This window comes from Photobacterium kagoshimensis (assembly GCF_050337045.1).
GTDB lineage: Bacteria > Pseudomonadota > Gammaproteobacteria > Enterobacterales > Vibrionaceae > Photobacterium > Photobacterium kagoshimensis.
The window spans coordinates 306,017-322,559 of record NZ_JAKJSO010000011.1 but is presented as its reverse complement, the minus strand read 5'-3'; the positions used below and the strand labels follow the sequence as shown (position 1 = coordinate 322,559).

Annotated in this window: 14 protein-coding genes; 11 read left to right on the top strand and 3 right to left on the bottom strand. The window is 45.9% G+C overall.

The features are described 5' to 3' along the window. Positions 1 to 7 precede the first annotated feature (7 nt). The 7 genes from nusA to nlpI all read left to right on the top strand — a co-directional run bounded on the left by nusA (position 8) and on the right by nlpI (position 9,908). Entirely contained in the window at positions 8 to 1,495 is a 1,488-nt protein-coding gene (gene nusA / locus L4C35_RS09165) for a transcription termination factor NusA (protein ID WP_428462594.1), read from the top strand. A gap of 25 nt (positions 1,496 to 1,520) precedes the next feature. Beyond that, positions 1,521 to 4,265, top strand: coding sequence for a translation initiation factor IF-2 (gene infB, locus L4C35_RS09160; RefSeq protein WP_428462593.1), 2,745 nt, complete (start codon positions 1,521 to 1,523; stop codon positions 4,263 to 4,265). Between the two features lie 109 nt (positions 4,266 to 4,374). Continuing rightward, positions 4,375 to 4,791, top strand: a complete 417-nt coding sequence (rbfA, locus tag L4C35_RS09155; RefSeq protein ID WP_428462592.1) for a 30S ribosome-binding factor RbfA — start codon at positions 4,375 to 4,377, stop codon at positions 4,789 to 4,791. A gap of 3 nt (positions 4,792 to 4,794) precedes the next feature. After that, positions 4,795 to 5,742, top strand: coding sequence for a tRNA pseudouridine(55) synthase TruB (truB, locus tag L4C35_RS09150; protein ID WP_428462591.1), 948 nt, complete (start codon positions 4,795 to 4,797; stop codon positions 5,740 to 5,742). 163 nt (positions 5,743 to 5,905) lie between these two features. Next, complete coding sequence (gene rpsO / locus L4C35_RS09145; protein WP_048898018.1) at positions 5,906 to 6,175, top strand: 30S ribosomal protein S15; 270 nt, start codon at positions 5,906 to 5,908, stop codon at positions 6,173 to 6,175. Positions 6,176 to 6,556: 381 nt separating this feature from the next. Further along, positions 6,557 to 8,677 (top strand): polyribonucleotide nucleotidyltransferase, encoded by a 2,121-nt coding sequence (gene pnp / locus L4C35_RS09140; RefSeq protein WP_428462590.1) that lies wholly within the window; start codon positions 6,557 to 6,559, stop codon positions 8,675 to 8,677. 322 nt (positions 8,678 to 8,999) lie between these two features. After that, positions 9,000 to 9,908, top strand: coding sequence for a lipoprotein NlpI (gene nlpI / locus L4C35_RS09135; protein WP_428462589.1), 909 nt, complete (start codon positions 9,000 to 9,002; stop codon positions 9,906 to 9,908). A 103-nt stretch (positions 9,909 to 10,011) separates the two neighbouring features. On the opposite strand, the gene L4C35_RS09130 is transcribed toward nlpI, so the two are convergent. The 3 genes from L4C35_RS09130 to L4C35_RS09120 all read right to left on the bottom strand — a co-directional run bounded on the left by L4C35_RS09130 (position 10,012) and on the right by L4C35_RS09120 (position 14,152). After that, on the bottom strand, positions 10,012 to 10,890 hold the full coding sequence (locus L4C35_RS09130) for a U32 family peptidase (protein WP_428462588.1): 879 nt from the start codon (positions 10,888 to 10,890) through the stop codon (positions 10,012 to 10,014). Between the two features lie 12 nt (positions 10,891 to 10,902). Beyond that, a complete protein-coding gene (ubiU, locus tag L4C35_RS09125) occupies positions 10,903 to 11,910 on the bottom strand; it encodes a ubiquinone anaerobic biosynthesis protein UbiU (RefSeq protein WP_428462587.1) in 1,008 nt (335 codons plus the stop codon). 202 nt (positions 11,911 to 12,112) lie between these two features. Next, complete coding sequence (locus L4C35_RS09120) at positions 12,113 to 14,152, bottom strand: sensor domain-containing protein (RefSeq protein WP_428462628.1); 2,040 nt, start codon at positions 14,150 to 14,152, stop codon at positions 12,113 to 12,115. A gap of 246 nt (positions 14,153 to 14,398) precedes the next feature. Here L4C35_RS09120 and ubiT point away from each other — a divergent pair, with 246 nt between their 5' ends. From ubiT to rimI, 4 genes are all read left to right on the top strand, one after another. Then, on the top strand, positions 14,399 to 14,920 hold the full coding sequence (gene ubiT / locus L4C35_RS09115) for a ubiquinone anaerobic biosynthesis accessory factor UbiT (protein ID WP_428462586.1): 522 nt from the start codon (positions 14,399 to 14,401) through the stop codon (positions 14,918 to 14,920). Continuing rightward, positions 14,910 to 15,413, top strand: a complete 504-nt coding sequence (locus L4C35_RS09110; protein WP_428462585.1) for a GNAT family N-acetyltransferase — start codon at positions 14,910 to 14,912, stop codon at positions 15,411 to 15,413. The genes ubiT and L4C35_RS09110 overlap by 11 nt, the downstream gene beginning before the upstream one ends. 153 nt (positions 15,414 to 15,566) lie before the next feature. Further along, positions 15,567 to 15,968 carry a DNA polymerase III subunit psi gene (locus L4C35_RS09105; RefSeq protein ID WP_428462584.1) on the top strand — a complete coding sequence of 134 codons (402 nt, stop codon included), beginning with the start codon at positions 15,567 to 15,569 and terminating at the stop codon, positions 15,966 to 15,968. Beyond that, the gene (rimI, locus tag L4C35_RS09100; RefSeq protein ID WP_428462583.1) at positions 15,958 to 16,404 is read left to right on the top strand and encodes a ribosomal protein S18-alanine N-acetyltransferase; all 447 of its coding nucleotides are present in this window, start codon (positions 15,958 to 15,960) and stop codon (positions 16,402 to 16,404) included. The genes L4C35_RS09105 and rimI overlap by 11 nt, the downstream gene beginning before the upstream one ends. The last annotated feature ends 139 nt before the right edge of the window (positions 16,405 to 16,543 follow it).

Sequence of the window (16,543 nt, the reverse complement as noted above, 5' to 3'; positions counted from 1 at the left end):
ATTAGAAATGAACAAAGAAATCTTGGCTGTCGTAGAAGCGGTATCCAACGAAAAAGCTGTTCCTCGTGAGCGTATCTTTGAAGCGCTTGAAATCGCACTAGCGACAGCAACAAAGAAAAAGCATGAAGCTGAAATCGAAGTTCGTGTAGAAATCGACCGTAAAACCGGTGAATTCGAAACGTTCCGTCGCTGGAAAGCAGTAGAAGAAGTGACTCAACCTACGCTTGAGATCACTTTAGAAGCGGCACAGTTTGACGATGAAACCATTCAGCTAGATGATTACGTTGAAGACGAAATCGAATCTGTAACGTTTGACCGTATTACGACCCAAACAGCGAAGCAAGTTATCGTACAAAAAGTACGTGAAGCTGAGCGCGCACAAATCGTTGAGCAATTCGTAGATAACGAAGGCGAACTGATTACTGGTGTTGTTAAGAAAGTTAACCGTGATGCAGTGATCGTTGACCTTGGTAACAACGCAGAAGCTGTTATCCAACGTGAAGATCAACTTCCTCGTGAAAATTTTCGCTCTGGTGACCGTGTTCGTGCACTACTGTACGCAGTACGCCCAGAAGCGCGTGGTTTCCAACTGTTCATGACGCGCTCTAAGTCAGAGATGCTATCTGAACTATTCCGCATTGAAGTGCCGGAAATCGCTGAAGAAGTGATTGAACTAATGGGCGCAGCACGCGATCCAGGTTCTCGCGCAAAAATCGCGGTTAAAACTAACGACAAGCGTATTGACCCAGTGGGTGCTTGTGTTGGTATGCGTGGCGCACGTGTTCAAGCTGTCTCTAGCGAACTAGGCGGTGAGCGTATCGATATCGTACTGTGGGATGAAAACCCTGCACAATACGTTATCAATGCAATGGCACCTGCAGAAGTTAGCTCTATCATCGTAGATGAAGACAACCACACTATGGACATTGCGGTTGAGCAGGATAACCTAGCTCAAGCGATTGGTCGTAGCGGTCAAAACGTACGTCTAGCATCTCAACTGACTGGTTGGGAACTAAACGTAATGACTGTTGCTGATCTACAGAAGAAACACCAAGAAGAAGCACAAGAGTCAATTGAAGCTTTCACTAAGCACCTTGATATCGACGCTGACTTTGCAACCGTTCTTGTTGAAGAAGGTTTCACAACGCTAGAAGAGATTGCTTACGTACCAGTAAGTGAACTACTTGATGTTGACGGCCTAGACGAAGAAACAGTTGAAGCTCTACGTGGTCGTGCGAAAGAAGCACTTACAACACTTGCTCTTGCGCAAGAAGAATCTTTAGATGGTGTTGAGCCAGCAGAAGATCTACTTGGCTTAGAGGGTCTTGAGCGTGAGATGGCGTTCAAACTAGCGGCGAAAGGTGTCGTGACACTGGAAGACCTAGCGGACCAAGGTACAGACGATTTGCTTGATATCGAAGGACTGGACGAAGTAAGTGCGGGTGCGCTGATCATGGCTGCTCGTAACATCTGCTGGTTCAGCGACGAAGCTTAAAACTTACTAGCAAGGGAGGCGCAACATGTCAGAGGTTACAGTTAAAGCATTAGCCGAGGAGATTGGTACACCAATCGATCGACTGCTTCAACAGTTTGCCGACGCTGGTATCAGCAAGAAAGCTGAAGATAGTGTTAATCAAAACGAAAAACAGGATCTACTTTCGCACCTGAAAAAGGAACACGGCGGAAGTGGTGATGATGCTGCTCCAACTCGCTTAACTTTGCAACGCAAGACTCGTAGCACACTTAGTGTGTCTGGTACGGGTGGTAAGAACAAAAATGTTCAGGTTGAGGTGCGCAAAAAGCGCACCTTTGTAAAACGTTCTGCTCTTGAAGAAGAGCAGCGTACCGCTGATGAAGCAGCTAACCGCGAAGCGGAAGAAGCAGCACAGCGTCAAGCGCAAGAACAAGCCCAACGCGAGGCAGAAGAGCAAGCGAAACGTGACGCTGAAGAAAAAGCGAAACGTGACGCTGAAGAGAAGCGTTTAGCTGAAGAAAAGGCGAAGCGTGAGGCAGACCAAAAAGCGACACAAGAAACCAAGGGTACGGTTGAAAGTGAAGCTGAAATTAAGCGCAAAGCCGAAGAAAAGGCAAAACGCGCCGCCGCTGATGAACAGGCTAAGAAAGAAGCTGAGGCGCTACAACGTCGCCGGGAAGAGGAAGCCAAGCGTAAAGCCGAAGAAGAGAGTCAGCGTCAGCTAGAAGAGGCACGCAAGATGGCAGAACAAAACGAAAAAAACTGGTCAAACACTGATCAGGCAACAGCAAACATGGAAAAATCTGATTACCACGTGACAACATCTACTCACGCTCGCGCTGCAGAAGATGAAGCTGACCGTAAAGAAGAAGGCGGTCGTCGTAAGAAGAAGAAACCAGCTGCAAAATCTGATGACCGTAACAAAGGTCGCGGTGGTCGTAACCAACGCGGTGGTCGTGGTGGTCGCAACAACAAACCACAAGTTAATGCACCTACGTCAATGCAACAAGGCTTTGATAAGTCAGCAACTGTTGCTAAATCTGACGTAGTGATTGGCGAAACAATCGTAGTATCTGAACTGGCTAACAAAATGTCAGTGAAAGCGACCGAAATCATCAAAGCGATGATGAAAATGGGCGCTATGGTTACGATTAACCAAGTTATCGACCAAGAAACAGCACAACTAGTTGCTGAAGAAATGGGTCACAAAGTTATCATTCGTAAAGAGAATGAGCTTGAAGAAGCGCTAATGTCAGATCGTGAAGATACGGCTGAAGCAGTTTCTCGTGCACCTGTTGTTACTATCATGGGTCACGTTGACCACGGTAAAACATCAACACTAGATTACATCCGTAAAGCGCACGTAGCTTCTGGCGAAGCTGGTGGTATTACACAGCACATCGGTGCATACCACGTAGAAACTGGCAACGGTATGATCACTTTCCTTGATACTCCTGGACACGCCGCGTTTACCGCAATGCGTGCTCGTGGTGCTCAAGCGACAGATATCGTTGTACTTGTTGTTGCTGCAGACGATGGTGTAATGCCACAAACAATCGAAGCGATTCAGCACGCAAAAGCGGCTGGTGTACCTCTGATTGTTGCTGTGAACAAGATCGATAAAGAAGATGCTAACCCAGACAACGTGAAGAACGAGCTGGCACAGTACGATGTTATCCCTGAAGAGTGGGGCGGTGAGAACATGTTTGTTCACATCTCTGCGAAACAAGGTACTAACATTGATGGTCTTCTAGAAGCAATCTTGCTTCAGTCTGAAATTCTTGAACTGAAAGCAGTTGAAGAAGGCATGGCGAGCGGTGTTGTTGTTGAATCACGCCTAGATAAAGGCCGTGGTCCAGTTGCAACTGTACTTGTTCAATCAGGTACGCTACGTAAGGGCGATATCGTTCTTTGTGGTCTAGAGCACGGCCGTGTTCGTGCTATGCGTGATGAACTAGGTAAAGACATCGAATCTGCGGGTCCTTCGATCCCAGTTGAGATCCTAGGTCTTTCAGGCGTTCCAGCATCGGGTGACGAAGCGACTGTTGTACGTGATGAGCGTAAAGCACGTGAAGTTGCACTTTACCGTCAAGGTAAATTCCGTGATGTTAAACTAGCACGTCAACAGAAAGCTAAGCTAGAGAACATGTTCTCTAACATGACTGCGGGCGATGTTGCTGAACTGAACGTAGTACTGAAAGCTGACGTACAAGGTTCTATCGAAGCAATCGCTGATTCACTTCTTAAACTGTCTACAGATGAAGTTAAAGTGAACGTTGTTGGTTCTGGTGTTGGTGGTATCACAGAAACTGATGCAGTACTTGCAGCAGCATCTAACGCTATCATCCTTGGTTTCAACGTACGTGCTGATGTTCCAGCGCGCCGTATGATCGAGAACGAAAACCTAGACCTACGTTACTACTCAATCATTTACCAATTGATTGACGAAGTTAAAGCAGCGATGGGCGGTATGCTTGCTCCTGAATTCCGTCAGGAAATCATCGGTCTTGCTGAAGTTCGCGATGTATTTAAGTCACCTAAGATCGGCGCAATCGCGGGTTCTATGGTTACTGAAGGTACAATTAAGCGTAACAACCCTATCCGCGTTCTACGTGATAACGTTGTAATCTACGAAGGTGAGCTAGAATCACTTCGTCGTTTCAAAGATGACGTTAACGAAGTTAAGAACGGCTACGAGTGTGGTATCGGCGTTAAGAACTACAACGATGTTCGCGTTGGTGACCAAATCGAAGTATTCGAGATTGTTGAAATTCAACGTACCCTTGACTAATAATCAGGTTGTTGATTTTTAAAAACATTCCAATGGGGAGCTTCGGCTCCCCATTCTTTCAACAGAGCATTCTTCATAGAAGAGTCCTCTTTTAGCGAGAGATAGCAAAATGGCAAAAGAGTTCAGCCGTACCCAGCGTGTAGCGCAACAGCTGCAAAAAGAGCTGGCGGTTATCCTGCAACGTGAGCTTAAAGACCCACGTATTGGTATGACAACCATTTCAAGCGTGGACGTTTCACGTGACATGGGTTATGCAAAAATTTACGTTACTTTCCTGACGATTGGTGAGCAAACACCAGAAGGCAGCCTAGAAGTACTACGTGAAATGGCACCGTATATTCGTTCGCTACTTGGTAAGCAGATCCGTCTACGTGTAACGCCAGAATTGACGTTCATCTACGACCAATCGCTAACGGAAGGTATGCGTATTTCTAACCTTGTATCGCAAGCAGTACGCGATGATGAAGATCGTCACGTAGACGAAGAAACAGGTTCAGAAAACAGCGCAGAAAAGGGCGAGGAATAATCTATGGCACGTCGTCGTAAAGGTCGTCCTATTGATGGAGTTATTTTACTCGACAAGCCAACGGGTATTTCTTCCAATGACACGCTGCAAAAAGTAAAGCGTATCTTCTTTGCGCAAAAAGCGGGTCACACCGGGGCGCTTGATCCACTAGCAACAGGCATGCTGCCAATTTGCTTTGGTGAAGCGACCAAGTTTTCTCAGTTCCTATTGGATTCTGACAAACGCTATCGTGTGATTGCTAAGCTCGGTGAGCGTACCGATACCTCAGACTCTGATGGTGAAGTAGTTCAGACGCGCGAAGTAAAGGTCGATCGTGGTCAACTTGAGCGCTGTATTGCTAAGTTCCGCGGTACAACCGATCAAATACCATCGATGTATTCAGCACTGAAATACCAAGGCCGTAAACTCTACGAGTATGCGCGTGAAGGTATTGAAGTACCGCGCGAGTCACGCAAAATCACTGTTTACTCAGTGGACTTGCTGCGCTTTAGCGACAATGAAGTTGAGATGGAATTGCACGTTTCCAAGGGCACTTACATTCGCACGATTGTCGATGACCTTGGCGAAATGCTTGGCTGTGGTGCGCACGTGACTTACCTTCGCCGTACGGGTGTTGCTAAGTATCCGATGGAACGTGTTGTGACGCTTGAGCAACTGCAAGCCTTGCTTGATCAGGCAAAAGAACAAGATATCGCCCCTGGTGATTTACTTGATCCTTTGCTTCTGCCAACGGATACCGCAGTACAGGACTTACCTGAAGTAAACATTACCCCAGCATCGGCGGTATATATTCTTAACGGTAATCCAGTACAAGCCGGCCCAGTACCAGCAGAAGGTACGATTGTTCGTATTACTGTGGCTGAAGCGCGTGAATTCATTGGTGTCGGTATTATCGATGCTGACGGCATGCTCGCGCCAAAGCGTGTTATGGCCAATCAACAAGCAGAATAAGCCCTGTTGTTGACCCTTGAAGATAGATAAAAGAGCGATTACTTAGGTAGTCGCTCTTTTTGCTTGTAGTCGGTAAAAGTGCCACGTATAATTCGCGGCTTGGGTGCGGCTGAATCAGAGATTGGCTGCACAAATTTTAAATTTAATGTATTAGGATAAAGTTATGTCTCTGAATGCAGAAACTAAAGCAGCAATCGTTGCTGAATACGCACAATGTGAAAACGACACTGGTTCTCCAGAGGTTCAAGTTGCTCTTCTAACAGCGCAAATCAACCACCTGCAAGGCCACTTTGCTGATCACAAACACGATCACCACAGCCGTCGCGGTCTACTACGTATGGTTTCTCGTCGTCGTAAACTTCTAGATTACCTAAAAGGTAAAAACCTAGATCGTTACCAAGACCTAATCAAGCGTCTAGGCCTACGTCGCTAAGATTGCTTATCAGAAAGGAGCCTATTGGCTCCTTTCTTTTTATGTTTCTTTGTTTATCACTTCCTCAATTGCAACGAAAGCGCTGACTTGTTGTCTTACATTTGGTTCTTTCTTAGTGTGTTTAAGTGACACGGCATAAGAAGCAAACACCCCAAGCTTTACAGTAATAACACGGTCGTTTTCGTCGACCATTAGGTCGCGGCTAATAACAGCTCTTTTCGATGCATGGCAGCAAGGCCTGAGCATCCAGGTTAAAGAGAACTGTCATTAGTCGCGATACGTGAAATTATCGTAAAGTGGGTTTCATCACATGACGCTTTTATTTATGTCGGATATACTTACCGACGAAAATAGAAAGCGGAATAAATTAAGGAAATTCACGTGAATCCTATCGTAAAGACTTTCCAGTACGGTAACCACACGGTTACTATCGAAACTGGTGTAATTGCACGTCAAGCTACTGCTGCTGTAATGGTTAGCATGGATGATACTTCTGTATTCGTATCTGTAGTTGGTAAGAAAACAGCGGTTGAAGGTCAAGACTTCTTCCCACTAACTGTTAACTACCAAGAGCGTACTTACGCTGCAGGTAAAATCCCTGGTGGTTTCTTCAAGCGTGAAGGCCGTCCATCAGAAGGCGAAACACTAACAGCTCGCCTGATTGACCGTCCAATTCGTCCGCTATTCCCAGATGATTTCAAAAACGAAGTACAAGTAATTGCTACGGTTGTTTCTATCAATCCAGACGTTAACCCAGATATCGTGACTATGATCGGTACGTCTGCGGCACTAGCTATCTCTGGTATTCCGTTCAACGGCCCTATCGGTGCAGCACGTGTTGGTTATGTTAATGACCAGTTCGTACTAAACCCAAGCAACACTGAACTAGAAGAAAGCCGTCTAGACCTAGTAGTTGCTGGTACTGAAGGCGCAGTATTGATGGTTGAGTCAGAAGCTGACCGTCTATCTGAAGAACAAATGCTACAAGCTGTTGTATTTGGTCACGACCAACAACAAACAGTTATCAATGCTATCAAAGAGTTCGCAGCAGAAGTTGCGACTCCAGCATGGGATTGGACTGCACCTGTAGTTAACACTGAGCTTAAAGCACTGGTTGCTGATAAAGCTGAAGCACGTCTAGCGACGGCTTACCAAATCACAGAAAAGATGGCGCGTTACGAGCAAGTTGGCGCAATCAAATCTGACGTAGTTGAATCACTACTAGCAGAAAACGAAGCACTAGATGAGCGCGAAATCCGCGACATGCTTGGTTCTCTAGAGAAGAACGTTGTACGTAGCCGCATCATCGCGGGTAACCCACGTATCGATGGTCGTGAAAAAGACATGGTTCGTGCGCTAGACGTACGCACTGGTGTACTTCCACGTACTCACGGTTCTTCACTATTTACACGTGGTGAAACTCAGGCGCTTGTTACTGCAACGCTTGGTACACAACGTGATGCACAAATCATCGATAGCCTAATGGGTGAGAAGAAAGATCACTTCCTTCTACACTACAACTTCCCTCCATACTGTGTAGGTGAAACGGGTTTTGTTGGTTCGCCTAAGCGTCGTGAAATTGGTCACGGTAAACTGGCTAAGCGTGGTATCGCTGCAGTAATGCCTTCTGTTGATGAATTCCCATACACAGTACGTGTTGTATCGGAAATCACTGAATCTAACGGTTCATCTTCAATGGCTTCTGTATGTGGTACTTCTCTAGCACTTATGGATGCTGGTGTGCCAATCAAAGCATCTGTTGCGGGTATCGCAATGGGTCTTGTGAAAGAAGGCGACGATTTCGTTGTTCTTTCTGACATCCTAGGCGACGAAGATCACCTTGGCGACATGGACTTTAAAGTAGCAGGTACTGACGACGGTATCACTGCACTTCAAATGGACATCAAGATCGAAGGTATCACCAAAGAGATCATGCAAATTGCGCTTAACCAAGCTAAAGGTGCACGTAAGCACATCCTTAGCGTAATGGATGAAGCAATTGGTTCTCACCGTGACGATATTTCTGAGTTTGCTCCACGCATTCACACAATGAAGATCAACTCAGATAAGATCAAAGACGTTATCGGTAAAGGTGGTGCAGTTATCCGTGCACTTACTGAAGAAACTGGTACTACGATCGAGATCGAAGACGACGGCACAATCAAGATTGCTGCAACTGAAGGTACAGCTGCGAAAGAAGCGATTCGTCGCATCGAAGAAATCACAGCAGACGTTGAAGTTGGTCGCATCTACACTGGTAAAGTAATGCGTATCGTAGATTTCGGTGCATTCGTATCAGTCATTGGCGCGAAAGAAGGTCTAGTACACATTTCTCAAATCGCTCAAGAGCGTGTAGAGAAAGTGACAGATCACCTTGAAATGGGTCAAGAAGTTCAAGTGAAAGTACTTGAAATCGACCGCCAAGGCCGTATCCGTCTAAGCATGAAAGAAGCAGTAGAAGCACCAGCGGCTCCTGCACAAGACGAACAGCCACAAGGCTAAGTCTGAATCATGTGACAAAAGGGGCTAATTAGCCCCTTTTTTATTGCGTGTCATTTATGACATTTTGATTGAGTCGTACTGACTCAAATCCGTATTATACTTGGTGGACTGGTTTATCTTGGCGTTATATCTGTCGTGAAAAGCGCATTTAGGCTATTGTAATAACGGTCAACTTAATTAAGATCAGCTGCTTAGCTAATGTAGATTATGAATAGGTGGTTGCTATAGGCACCACAACGACTGCCGAGACGTCCCTTGTTTTTAGGTTATTGTTTTCAGGCTATTGTATTCAGTCACCTCATCTATCTCAGGGAGAATGGTATTGATTGCTAACAGGTTAAAGCTAGCATGTCTTGCAGCCGTAATGATGCTAACGGGTTGTGCAACATCGACAAAAACGATGTGGACACATCCCCCGATGGCTATTCCCTTGCAGCCGACAATTCAACAGCAAATTCAATTAGCACGCATCGATCAATTGATGAAGCGTGATGATTTAGATAACGATACGCTGGCGCAGATGTTTTATGAGCGCGGCTTACTGAACGACAGTTTAGGTTTACGTGATTTAGCTCGGCTAGACTTTAATCAGTCGTTGGCGATGCGTCCGAACCAACCTGATGTGTTTAACATTTTAGGCGTTTATTTCACTCAAGGTGCCCATTTTGATGCGGCCTATGAAGCCTTCGACTCAACGTTAGAGCTTAACTTCCAACACCCGTTTGCTCAGCGTAATCGTGGTATTGCACTCTATTACGGTGGTCGTTTAGATCTGGCGCATGAAGATTTGCTTGTGCATTATCAGCAAAATGTTAACGATCCTTATCGTGTTATTTGGCTGTACTTAGTCGATGTAGAGCGCACGCCAGAGCAAGCGTTAGAGAAGCTAAGATTGCGCTACGATGCTAGTGATAAGCAAGACTGGGGTTGGCTGATGGTGCGTATGTACTTAGGTGATATCAGCGAAAGTGATTATCTGAAAGAGATCGCTAACGGCAGTGAAAGTAACGATCAACTGGCTGAACGTTTAACCGAAGGGTACTTCTACCTGGCTAAACGCTACCAGCAAGAAGAGAACTATTCTGCGGCGCTGATGCTATACAAGCTAACTTTAGCAGGTAACGTCTACGAATTTGTCGAACATCGCTTTGCGTTGTTAGAAACGGGTCGTGTGCTATCACAATACCAAGCGCAGCAACAAGCTGCATTGCAGGCACAAACGAATAAATAAACACAGTGATCTCATCGATCAAAAAAAGCCGCGAATTTTAAGTTCGCGGCTTTTTTATGCGTATCACTCCGTCACCAACTAGGAGGTGAGCGCAATATCGAGATTAACTTTCGATATTTAACCCCGCCACATTATGCCAATAGCCATTACAGTGGTGGCCATCTTTGAGTGGGTGACGCGTTTGGCCTTGCTCGTTATGCTTAAATGCAGTGACGAGTTCGAGTGTATCGACACCCTGTGGACTCAAACGTACCACATCAACAATATCGTGCATGGTTTTCAAATCGTTGATCAAGTTATAGCAGTAGCCTGATTGAGTTTGAATACCGTTTAGGTTAAACACGCTTTGGCCTTCTTGGCTGTGTACCTGAATACCGGTTGGGTATTTGATACAGCAGGTTTCACAGTCATCTTTGGCTTTATCTTCAGCACGGGCGGTAAAGCAACGGGCAGAGTAAGCCAAAGGTAAGTAGCCATAGCTGAACACTTCGGTTTCAAACTGACCACGAATGCCCAGCTTTTCACAATCAATTAATACATTCTGTAGCCATTCACGTGACAGTTCGACGGGCATACACCAACGTACCATGCCCTGCTTCAAGAACAGGTTCAGTGTTTGAGCGTTGTAGCAGTTCACTGCCGCCCCGACGACAAAAGGCACCTTACTTTGGTGCGCTAATTGAATCGCTGACACGTCGTTAGCTTCAATGATGAAATCACCGTTATCAACATACTTTTTCATGATGTTGACTTCACTAGGTGCTTCTAGCAATGCCATGGTGGATAGCACCACTTGCTTGCCTGAATCAGCCAGATCTTTGGCAATGTCAAACCAATGGGCAGGCTTCATCTCACGGCGCTTCGAGCACACGCTTTCGCCAAGATAAATAATGTCGCTATCAGACTCTTTAGCTTGCTGATAAAACGCTTCAACGTCGGTTTTAGGCCAAAAATAAAGTAGTGGGCCAAGAGAGTATTTCATTCGTTGGCTCCTTTATTGCCATTTACGGTGGTAAGCACCCAGTGTGGTTTGTTTGCCTTCAGAAACATTGCCTAAGCAAGCATTCCAAGCGGGTTCCACGCTGTAGCCTTCTGGGTTGGCTTTATAGCGATCAATCGCCGCGCGCCAAGTGCGGGTTACTTGCTCAACGTAGGCAGGGCTACGTTGACGGCCTTCAATCTTCACTGAAGCAATATTGGCTTTGAATAACTCAGGTAAAATCTCTAGCGTGTTTAAGCTGGTCGGCTCTTCTAACGCATGGTAACGACGGTTTTCACCACTGATATTGACATCAAAACGGCCTTTACACAGAGTCGGGTAGCCCGCGTTTTCGCCTTCAGCGTATTGATCAATCAGAATGTTATTAAGGCGAGATTCTAGGCCCGTTGCGGTTTCTTGCCAGCGCACGTATTTTGCTGGAGAACACGCGCCCACGGTATTAGGTGATTCACCTGTCATGTACGACGACAGGTAGCAGCGGCCTTCAGACATAATACATAGGCTACCAAAAGCAAACACTTCAAGATCCATATCGGTATTACGAGCGAGTTGCTTAACTTGATGGATCGACAATACGCGGGGTAACACGACACGCTTTACATTGAAGTTATTTTTATAAAAATCAATGGCGGCGGTATTGGTTGCAGATGCCTGCACTGAAAGGTGTAACTCAAGATCTGGGTATTGGGTTGCTGCGTATTCAAGTACCGCGATATCAGCCACAATTAGCGCATCGACGCCCATCGCTGCCGCGTTATCTACCGCTTTGGTCCAACGGTTGAAGCCGTCAGGGTGGGCGAAGGTATTAAGGGCAACATGCAGTTTCTTGTCGTGATCGCGCACGTACTCAACCGCTTTTTCTAATTTACGTCCTGTAAAGTTTAAACCAGCGAAGTGGCGGGCATTTGTATCGTCTTTAAAGCCGATGTAGACCGCATCTGCGCCATTATCGATGGCGGTTTTCAAGGCTGGAAGGTTACCAGCGGGGCAAAGCAGCTCCATATTATATTTATCTACCAGTGCTTGATGAATGAAGGTATATCAAGGCATACCATAAATACCCACAAAGTATTAATGGTTGTTGCTCAATATATGTTTTCAATTTTGATAGGCGAAATACTAGGGGGCTTAGCCTGCCTAAGTTTTGATTTCAGGCAGGTTTTTATTGATTTAGGACAATTTTTTGTGCGAATACAGGTGCGGATTATGCACTCTGACGGCTATTTTTCACTAAAACGGCTTCTAGCTCATGCTTTGGCTGTGGGCGGAAAAAGTGGAAACCTTGAATCGAGTCACAGTTAAGGTTTGATAATAGCGTTGCTTGCTGGTGGGTTTCGACGCCTTCGGCCACCACACTCATATTGAGTGATTTACCTAAATTAATGATGTTTTCAATTAAGGTCACTTGTTTGGGCACGGTTTCAATGTCTTTAATAAAGGCGCGATCGACTTTGAGTTCGTCAAGTGGGAAACGGGCTAAATAAGACAGTGACGAGTAGCCAGTACCAAAGTCATCAATAGAGAGAGCAAAGCCCAGCTTTTTGATCGCTTTTAGCATTTGAATGGCGTGCTCACCATCTGTCATCATTGCACTTTCGGTCAGCTCAAACGTAATGTCACTGGGATTGATCCCTGTGCTCTTACGTAATTTATCGATAAATAAAATTAGGTTTGGGTTACCAAATTGCTGGGGGGATAAATTAATCGCCACACGGCCTTGTAACAGCCCCTGTTTTTTCCACTCGCGCACTGTGGTGAAGACCTCACGCATCACCACACGCCCTAGCTGTTCAATCAAACCAGAACGCTCAGCGACTGGGATAAATTGAGCTGGGCTGATATAGCCTTCGACAGGGTGTTTCCAGCGTACTAAAGCTTCGGCACCGTCGATGGAAAAGTCTTTGGCGTTGACTTTCGGTTGATACCAGACTTCTAGCCCGTTTTTTTGCAGCGCTTTTTGCAGTTCGATTTCAAGCCATAGACGCATTCGCGCCTCTTTATTCATGCTTTCATCAAACTTGACGAAACGGTTACGACCACGGTTTTTGGCTTCGTACATTGCGGTATCGGCATTTTGCAGCAAAATGCGCGCATCATTACCGTTACCTGGGTAGTTCACTAGGCCAATAGAGCAGGCGATGTGTTTACTAAAGTGATGCAGGTTAAATGGCTGGCTCACCAGCGCGATGATTTGCTGTGACAGTAAATCACCAATACGTTCGTGCTCGGGGTTGAGCAGTAAGATACCAAACTCATCGCCACCGAGGTGGCCGATGATGGCATCATCAGGCAGCAGTTGTTTTAGCCGTTGGGCGATTTCTTGCAATACCCGATCACCAATATGGTGACCCAGTGAATCGTTAATGTTCTTGAAGTTATCGACATCGAGGTACAGCATCACCAAGGGGGTATTTGCGGTGATATTTTGTTCTAGTTTACGGGTAAAACCATGGCGGTTATATAGGCCAGTCAGTGCATCGGTTTGGACTAATTGGTCGATTTGTCCTTGCGGTAATCGGTTGTTGGTCGGGGTACGCAACAGCGCCAATTTAGCGGGTGAACCCAGCATGGTGACATCAGACAGTGACAATAAAAAGGTCGTGTCTTGTGTCGCTTCAGGGCCGATGTAGCAACGGCGAGACTCACTCGTTGGTTGATGGTTGAGCTGAGTGCCCAGAACACGCTGACTTTGGAAATCAAAAATAATGCGGCCAAGATCTTCCCCTAACAGATCTTTGGCAGAGCTAAACCCCAGCATAGTGGCAGCCCGTTGGTTGGCTGACAGCACGATACTGTTTTCAATCATGCAAATGCCATCGCTGCTACTTTCATGTAGCTGATTGAGTTGGTGCTCTAACTCTTCAAGGGATTTCACCAGCACTTGGCGCTCAGAGGTATCGGCAGAGTGCAGCACGATATATTGCACCTTCCCCGCATCGTCACGCAGTGGGGTGAGGCTAAAGTGCATCGAGGTATCGTGGCGATTGTCGTTGAGCACCACTTCACCTTCTACCGATTCACCATTAAAGGCTCGTTGGTAGTATGGCTGAAGCGTTTGGTAATAGGTGTGGCCTAAGATGTCTTTATCGCAGCAACCAACGAGTTCTTCACGGGTATAACCACTGAGTTCGCAGTAGCGATTATTCACAACAAGGTAGTTGTGCTCTTGATCGAGAACGGCAAAAAGAAACGGACTGTTGTCTGTTAGCAGTGGAAACCAATAAGTAAGCTGCTCTGTTGGCATCGTTCTGACGTCACCTATTTTGTTTGATTGGTTTAATGTTTCACAAGAGGTATAAGAAATGTGAAAAATAGGGCTCATTATACCTGCGGCTAGAAGTGAGCGCTAAACTTTCCCTTTGTAGAAGCCTTTTTTTTGACTCAAGGCATGATATTTATCAATCGGCCTGCTTACAATGATGATCAAACTTCGGGGAGGTTAACCTTTCTCCAACCCATATAGACATAAGTATAAATAGGAAACACATCGGTGATTGCTCAAATTCGTAAACACATGGTTCAGCATGGCCCAGCTTTGTTACGCATTCCTGCGAAGGTAATGCCTTTTGCAGTACAACAAAAAATGATGCTAGAAGGTTTGTCTCTAGTATTTAAAGAAGCATTGGACGATGGTGACTTTGAGTTTTTAGAAGATCGCTGGTTAAAAGTGGAAGTTCGAGATTTAGGTCTGCAGTGGTTTATCAGTTTCCAAAACGAGAAACTGGTGGTGTCTCAACATGTTGAGCAAGAAGACGTCAGCTTTAGCGGTGAATGTAACGATTTAGTGTTAATTGCTGCTCGTAAGGAAGACCCAGATACATTATTCTTCCAGCGTCGTCTTCGCATTGAAGGGGATACAGAATTAGGTTTGGAAGTGAAGAACTTGATGGATAGCATCGATCTTGACGCACTGCCAAAACCGTTAACATTTTTCCTGCAGCAGTCGGCAGACTTCATTCAACAAGGAATGAAAGATGCGGCGGCTGAGCAAGAGGTAGTGAATGCTCATTAGAACCGAGGCGCCCGTTGATATTCTTCCTGTCGACCGTTTATTGAAAAAAACGTTTGAGACAGACGCCGAAGCAAATCTTGTCATGGCGTTACGTGAAAATGGTAATCGTACATTGTCACTGGTGGCATGTAATGATGATGGTGAAGTTGTTGGCCACCTTTGTTTGAGCCCGGTAACGGTCGATGGCCAAGATAATGGCTGGCAAGGGTTAGCACCATTAACGATTTCGCCTGAATATCAGCGCCAAGGTATTGGGCTTGCATTGTTAGACGAAGCAAAAAATATTCTGGCTGAGCTGGGCTACCCAGTGGTTGTGGTATTAGGGGATCCTAATTATTACCAACGAGTTGGCTTTACCACCGCGGCTGATAAAGGTCTAAATTGCCGTTGGGACGTACCAGTAGAAGCATTTATGGTGATTGAATTATTGCCTGATACGTTAGCTGGCCATCAAGGCATAGTGGAATACAGCGCTGAGTTTGCAGCTTTGTAATCATAAGCTGGTTTTAACCTTGCACATCAACAAAACCACCTGCGGGTGGTTTTGTTTTATCATTAGCCAGAGAGTGCGAATTCACCTTGGTGGTGTTCGCTGAATTTGGTAGCATTGCCGCCCTTAATGGCAGCGGATAAGAGTAGAGTAGGCATGAAGCAACGAGATATTCAGGTGTTGCAAGAAATGGGGCTGACATATTGGCAGATCCGTAAGCCAGAATGTTTTCCTGCGCTTGAAGTGCCTGTCATCAACTTACCTGATGAGTGCAAGCTGCTTTTTATTACCGCAGAGACACTTACCGACCAGGATGCTTGGCTATTTGGCCGCATTTTGAAAAGTATGAAACTCACGCCAGAACAAGCATTAATGTTGCCACCAAGTGCATTAGAGCAACTTGGTCAGCATCAACTGGTATGGTGTTGGATCGCGGGCTGTACAATCGCCGCCCCTGTTGGGGTACAAGCGCTTCAGTCTGCGGCAATTTCAACTATGCATACGAATCCCGCAGCTAAAAAAGCCCTATGGCAGCAGATCTGTTCTTATGACAATTAATATCGTTTCGTTAGATACACAACATCTTGATGCCGTATGGCACATTGAGCAGGCTGCTCATGCCTTTCCTTGGGCGGAATCTATGGTTCGTGCCGAGCCGAGTAAGCGAGCCTATAATCTCGCCTTACTGGTTGATAATACGCTGGTGGGCTATTGTTTTGGCCAGCTGGTCGCAGGTGAAGCGACCTTGCTTAATATTGCAATTGATCCGCAAGCACAAGGTAAAGGCTATGGTAAAACCTTGCTTGATGGCTTTATGTCGCAGATGCGTGAGCAGGGTGCTGAAGATATCTGGCTTGAAGTCCGTGCCAGCAATACCCGCGCTTCACAATTGTACGAAGCACTGGGTTTTAATGAAATCAATCGACGCGAAGGGTACTACCCCGCAGAGAATGGTCGCGAAGACGCATTAATCATGACCTACATGGTAATGTAATCGGATCTTACGCGGGGTTATGACTGTTTCTTTGTGATGACTTTGCGTATAATTCCGCCACTTTTCTGCGCGATACGCGTTTTTCATTTTTGCATACCATGAGGTCGAGATGTAATTACCGAGGTCTGTTAATTATAAC

Excerpts from the sequence above, each read along its gene's own strand:
- rpsO (WP_048898018.1), top strand. The coding sequence starts at position 5,906 with ATGTCTCTGAATGCAGAAACTAAAGCAGCAATCGTTGCTGAATACGCA.
- infB (WP_428462593.1), top strand. The coding sequence starts at position 1,521 with ATGTCAGAGGTTACAGTTAAAGCATTAGCCGAGGAGATTGGTACACCA.
- L4C35_RS09120 (WP_428462628.1), bottom strand. The coding sequence starts at position 14,152 with ATGCCAACAGAGCAGCTTACTTATTGGTTTCCACTGCTAACAGACAAC.
- L4C35_RS09110 (WP_428462585.1), top strand. The coding sequence starts at position 14,910 with ATGCTCATTAGAACCGAGGCGCCCGTTGATATTCTTCCTGTCGACCGT.
- rimI (WP_428462583.1), top strand. The coding sequence starts at position 15,958 with ATGACAATTAATATCGTTTCGTTAGATACACAACATCTTGATGCCGTA.
- L4C35_RS09105 (WP_428462584.1), top strand. The coding sequence starts at position 15,567 with ATGAAGCAACGAGATATTCAGGTGTTGCAAGAAATGGGGCTGACATAT.
- L4C35_RS09130 (WP_428462588.1), bottom strand. The coding sequence starts at position 10,890 with ATGAAATACTCTCTTGGCCCACTACTTTATTTTTGGCCTAAAACCGAC.
- nusA (WP_428462594.1), top strand. The coding sequence starts at position 8 with ATGAACAAAGAAATCTTGGCTGTCGTAGAAGCGGTATCCAACGAAAAA.
- truB (WP_428462591.1), top strand. The coding sequence starts at position 4,795 with ATGGCACGTCGTCGTAAAGGTCGTCCTATTGATGGAGTTATTTTACTC.
- rbfA (WP_428462592.1), top strand. The coding sequence starts at position 4,375 with ATGGCAAAAGAGTTCAGCCGTACCCAGCGTGTAGCGCAACAGCTGCAA.
- ubiU (WP_428462587.1), bottom strand. The coding sequence starts at position 11,910 with ATGGAGCTGCTTTGCCCCGCTGGTAACCTTCCAGCCTTGAAAACCGCC.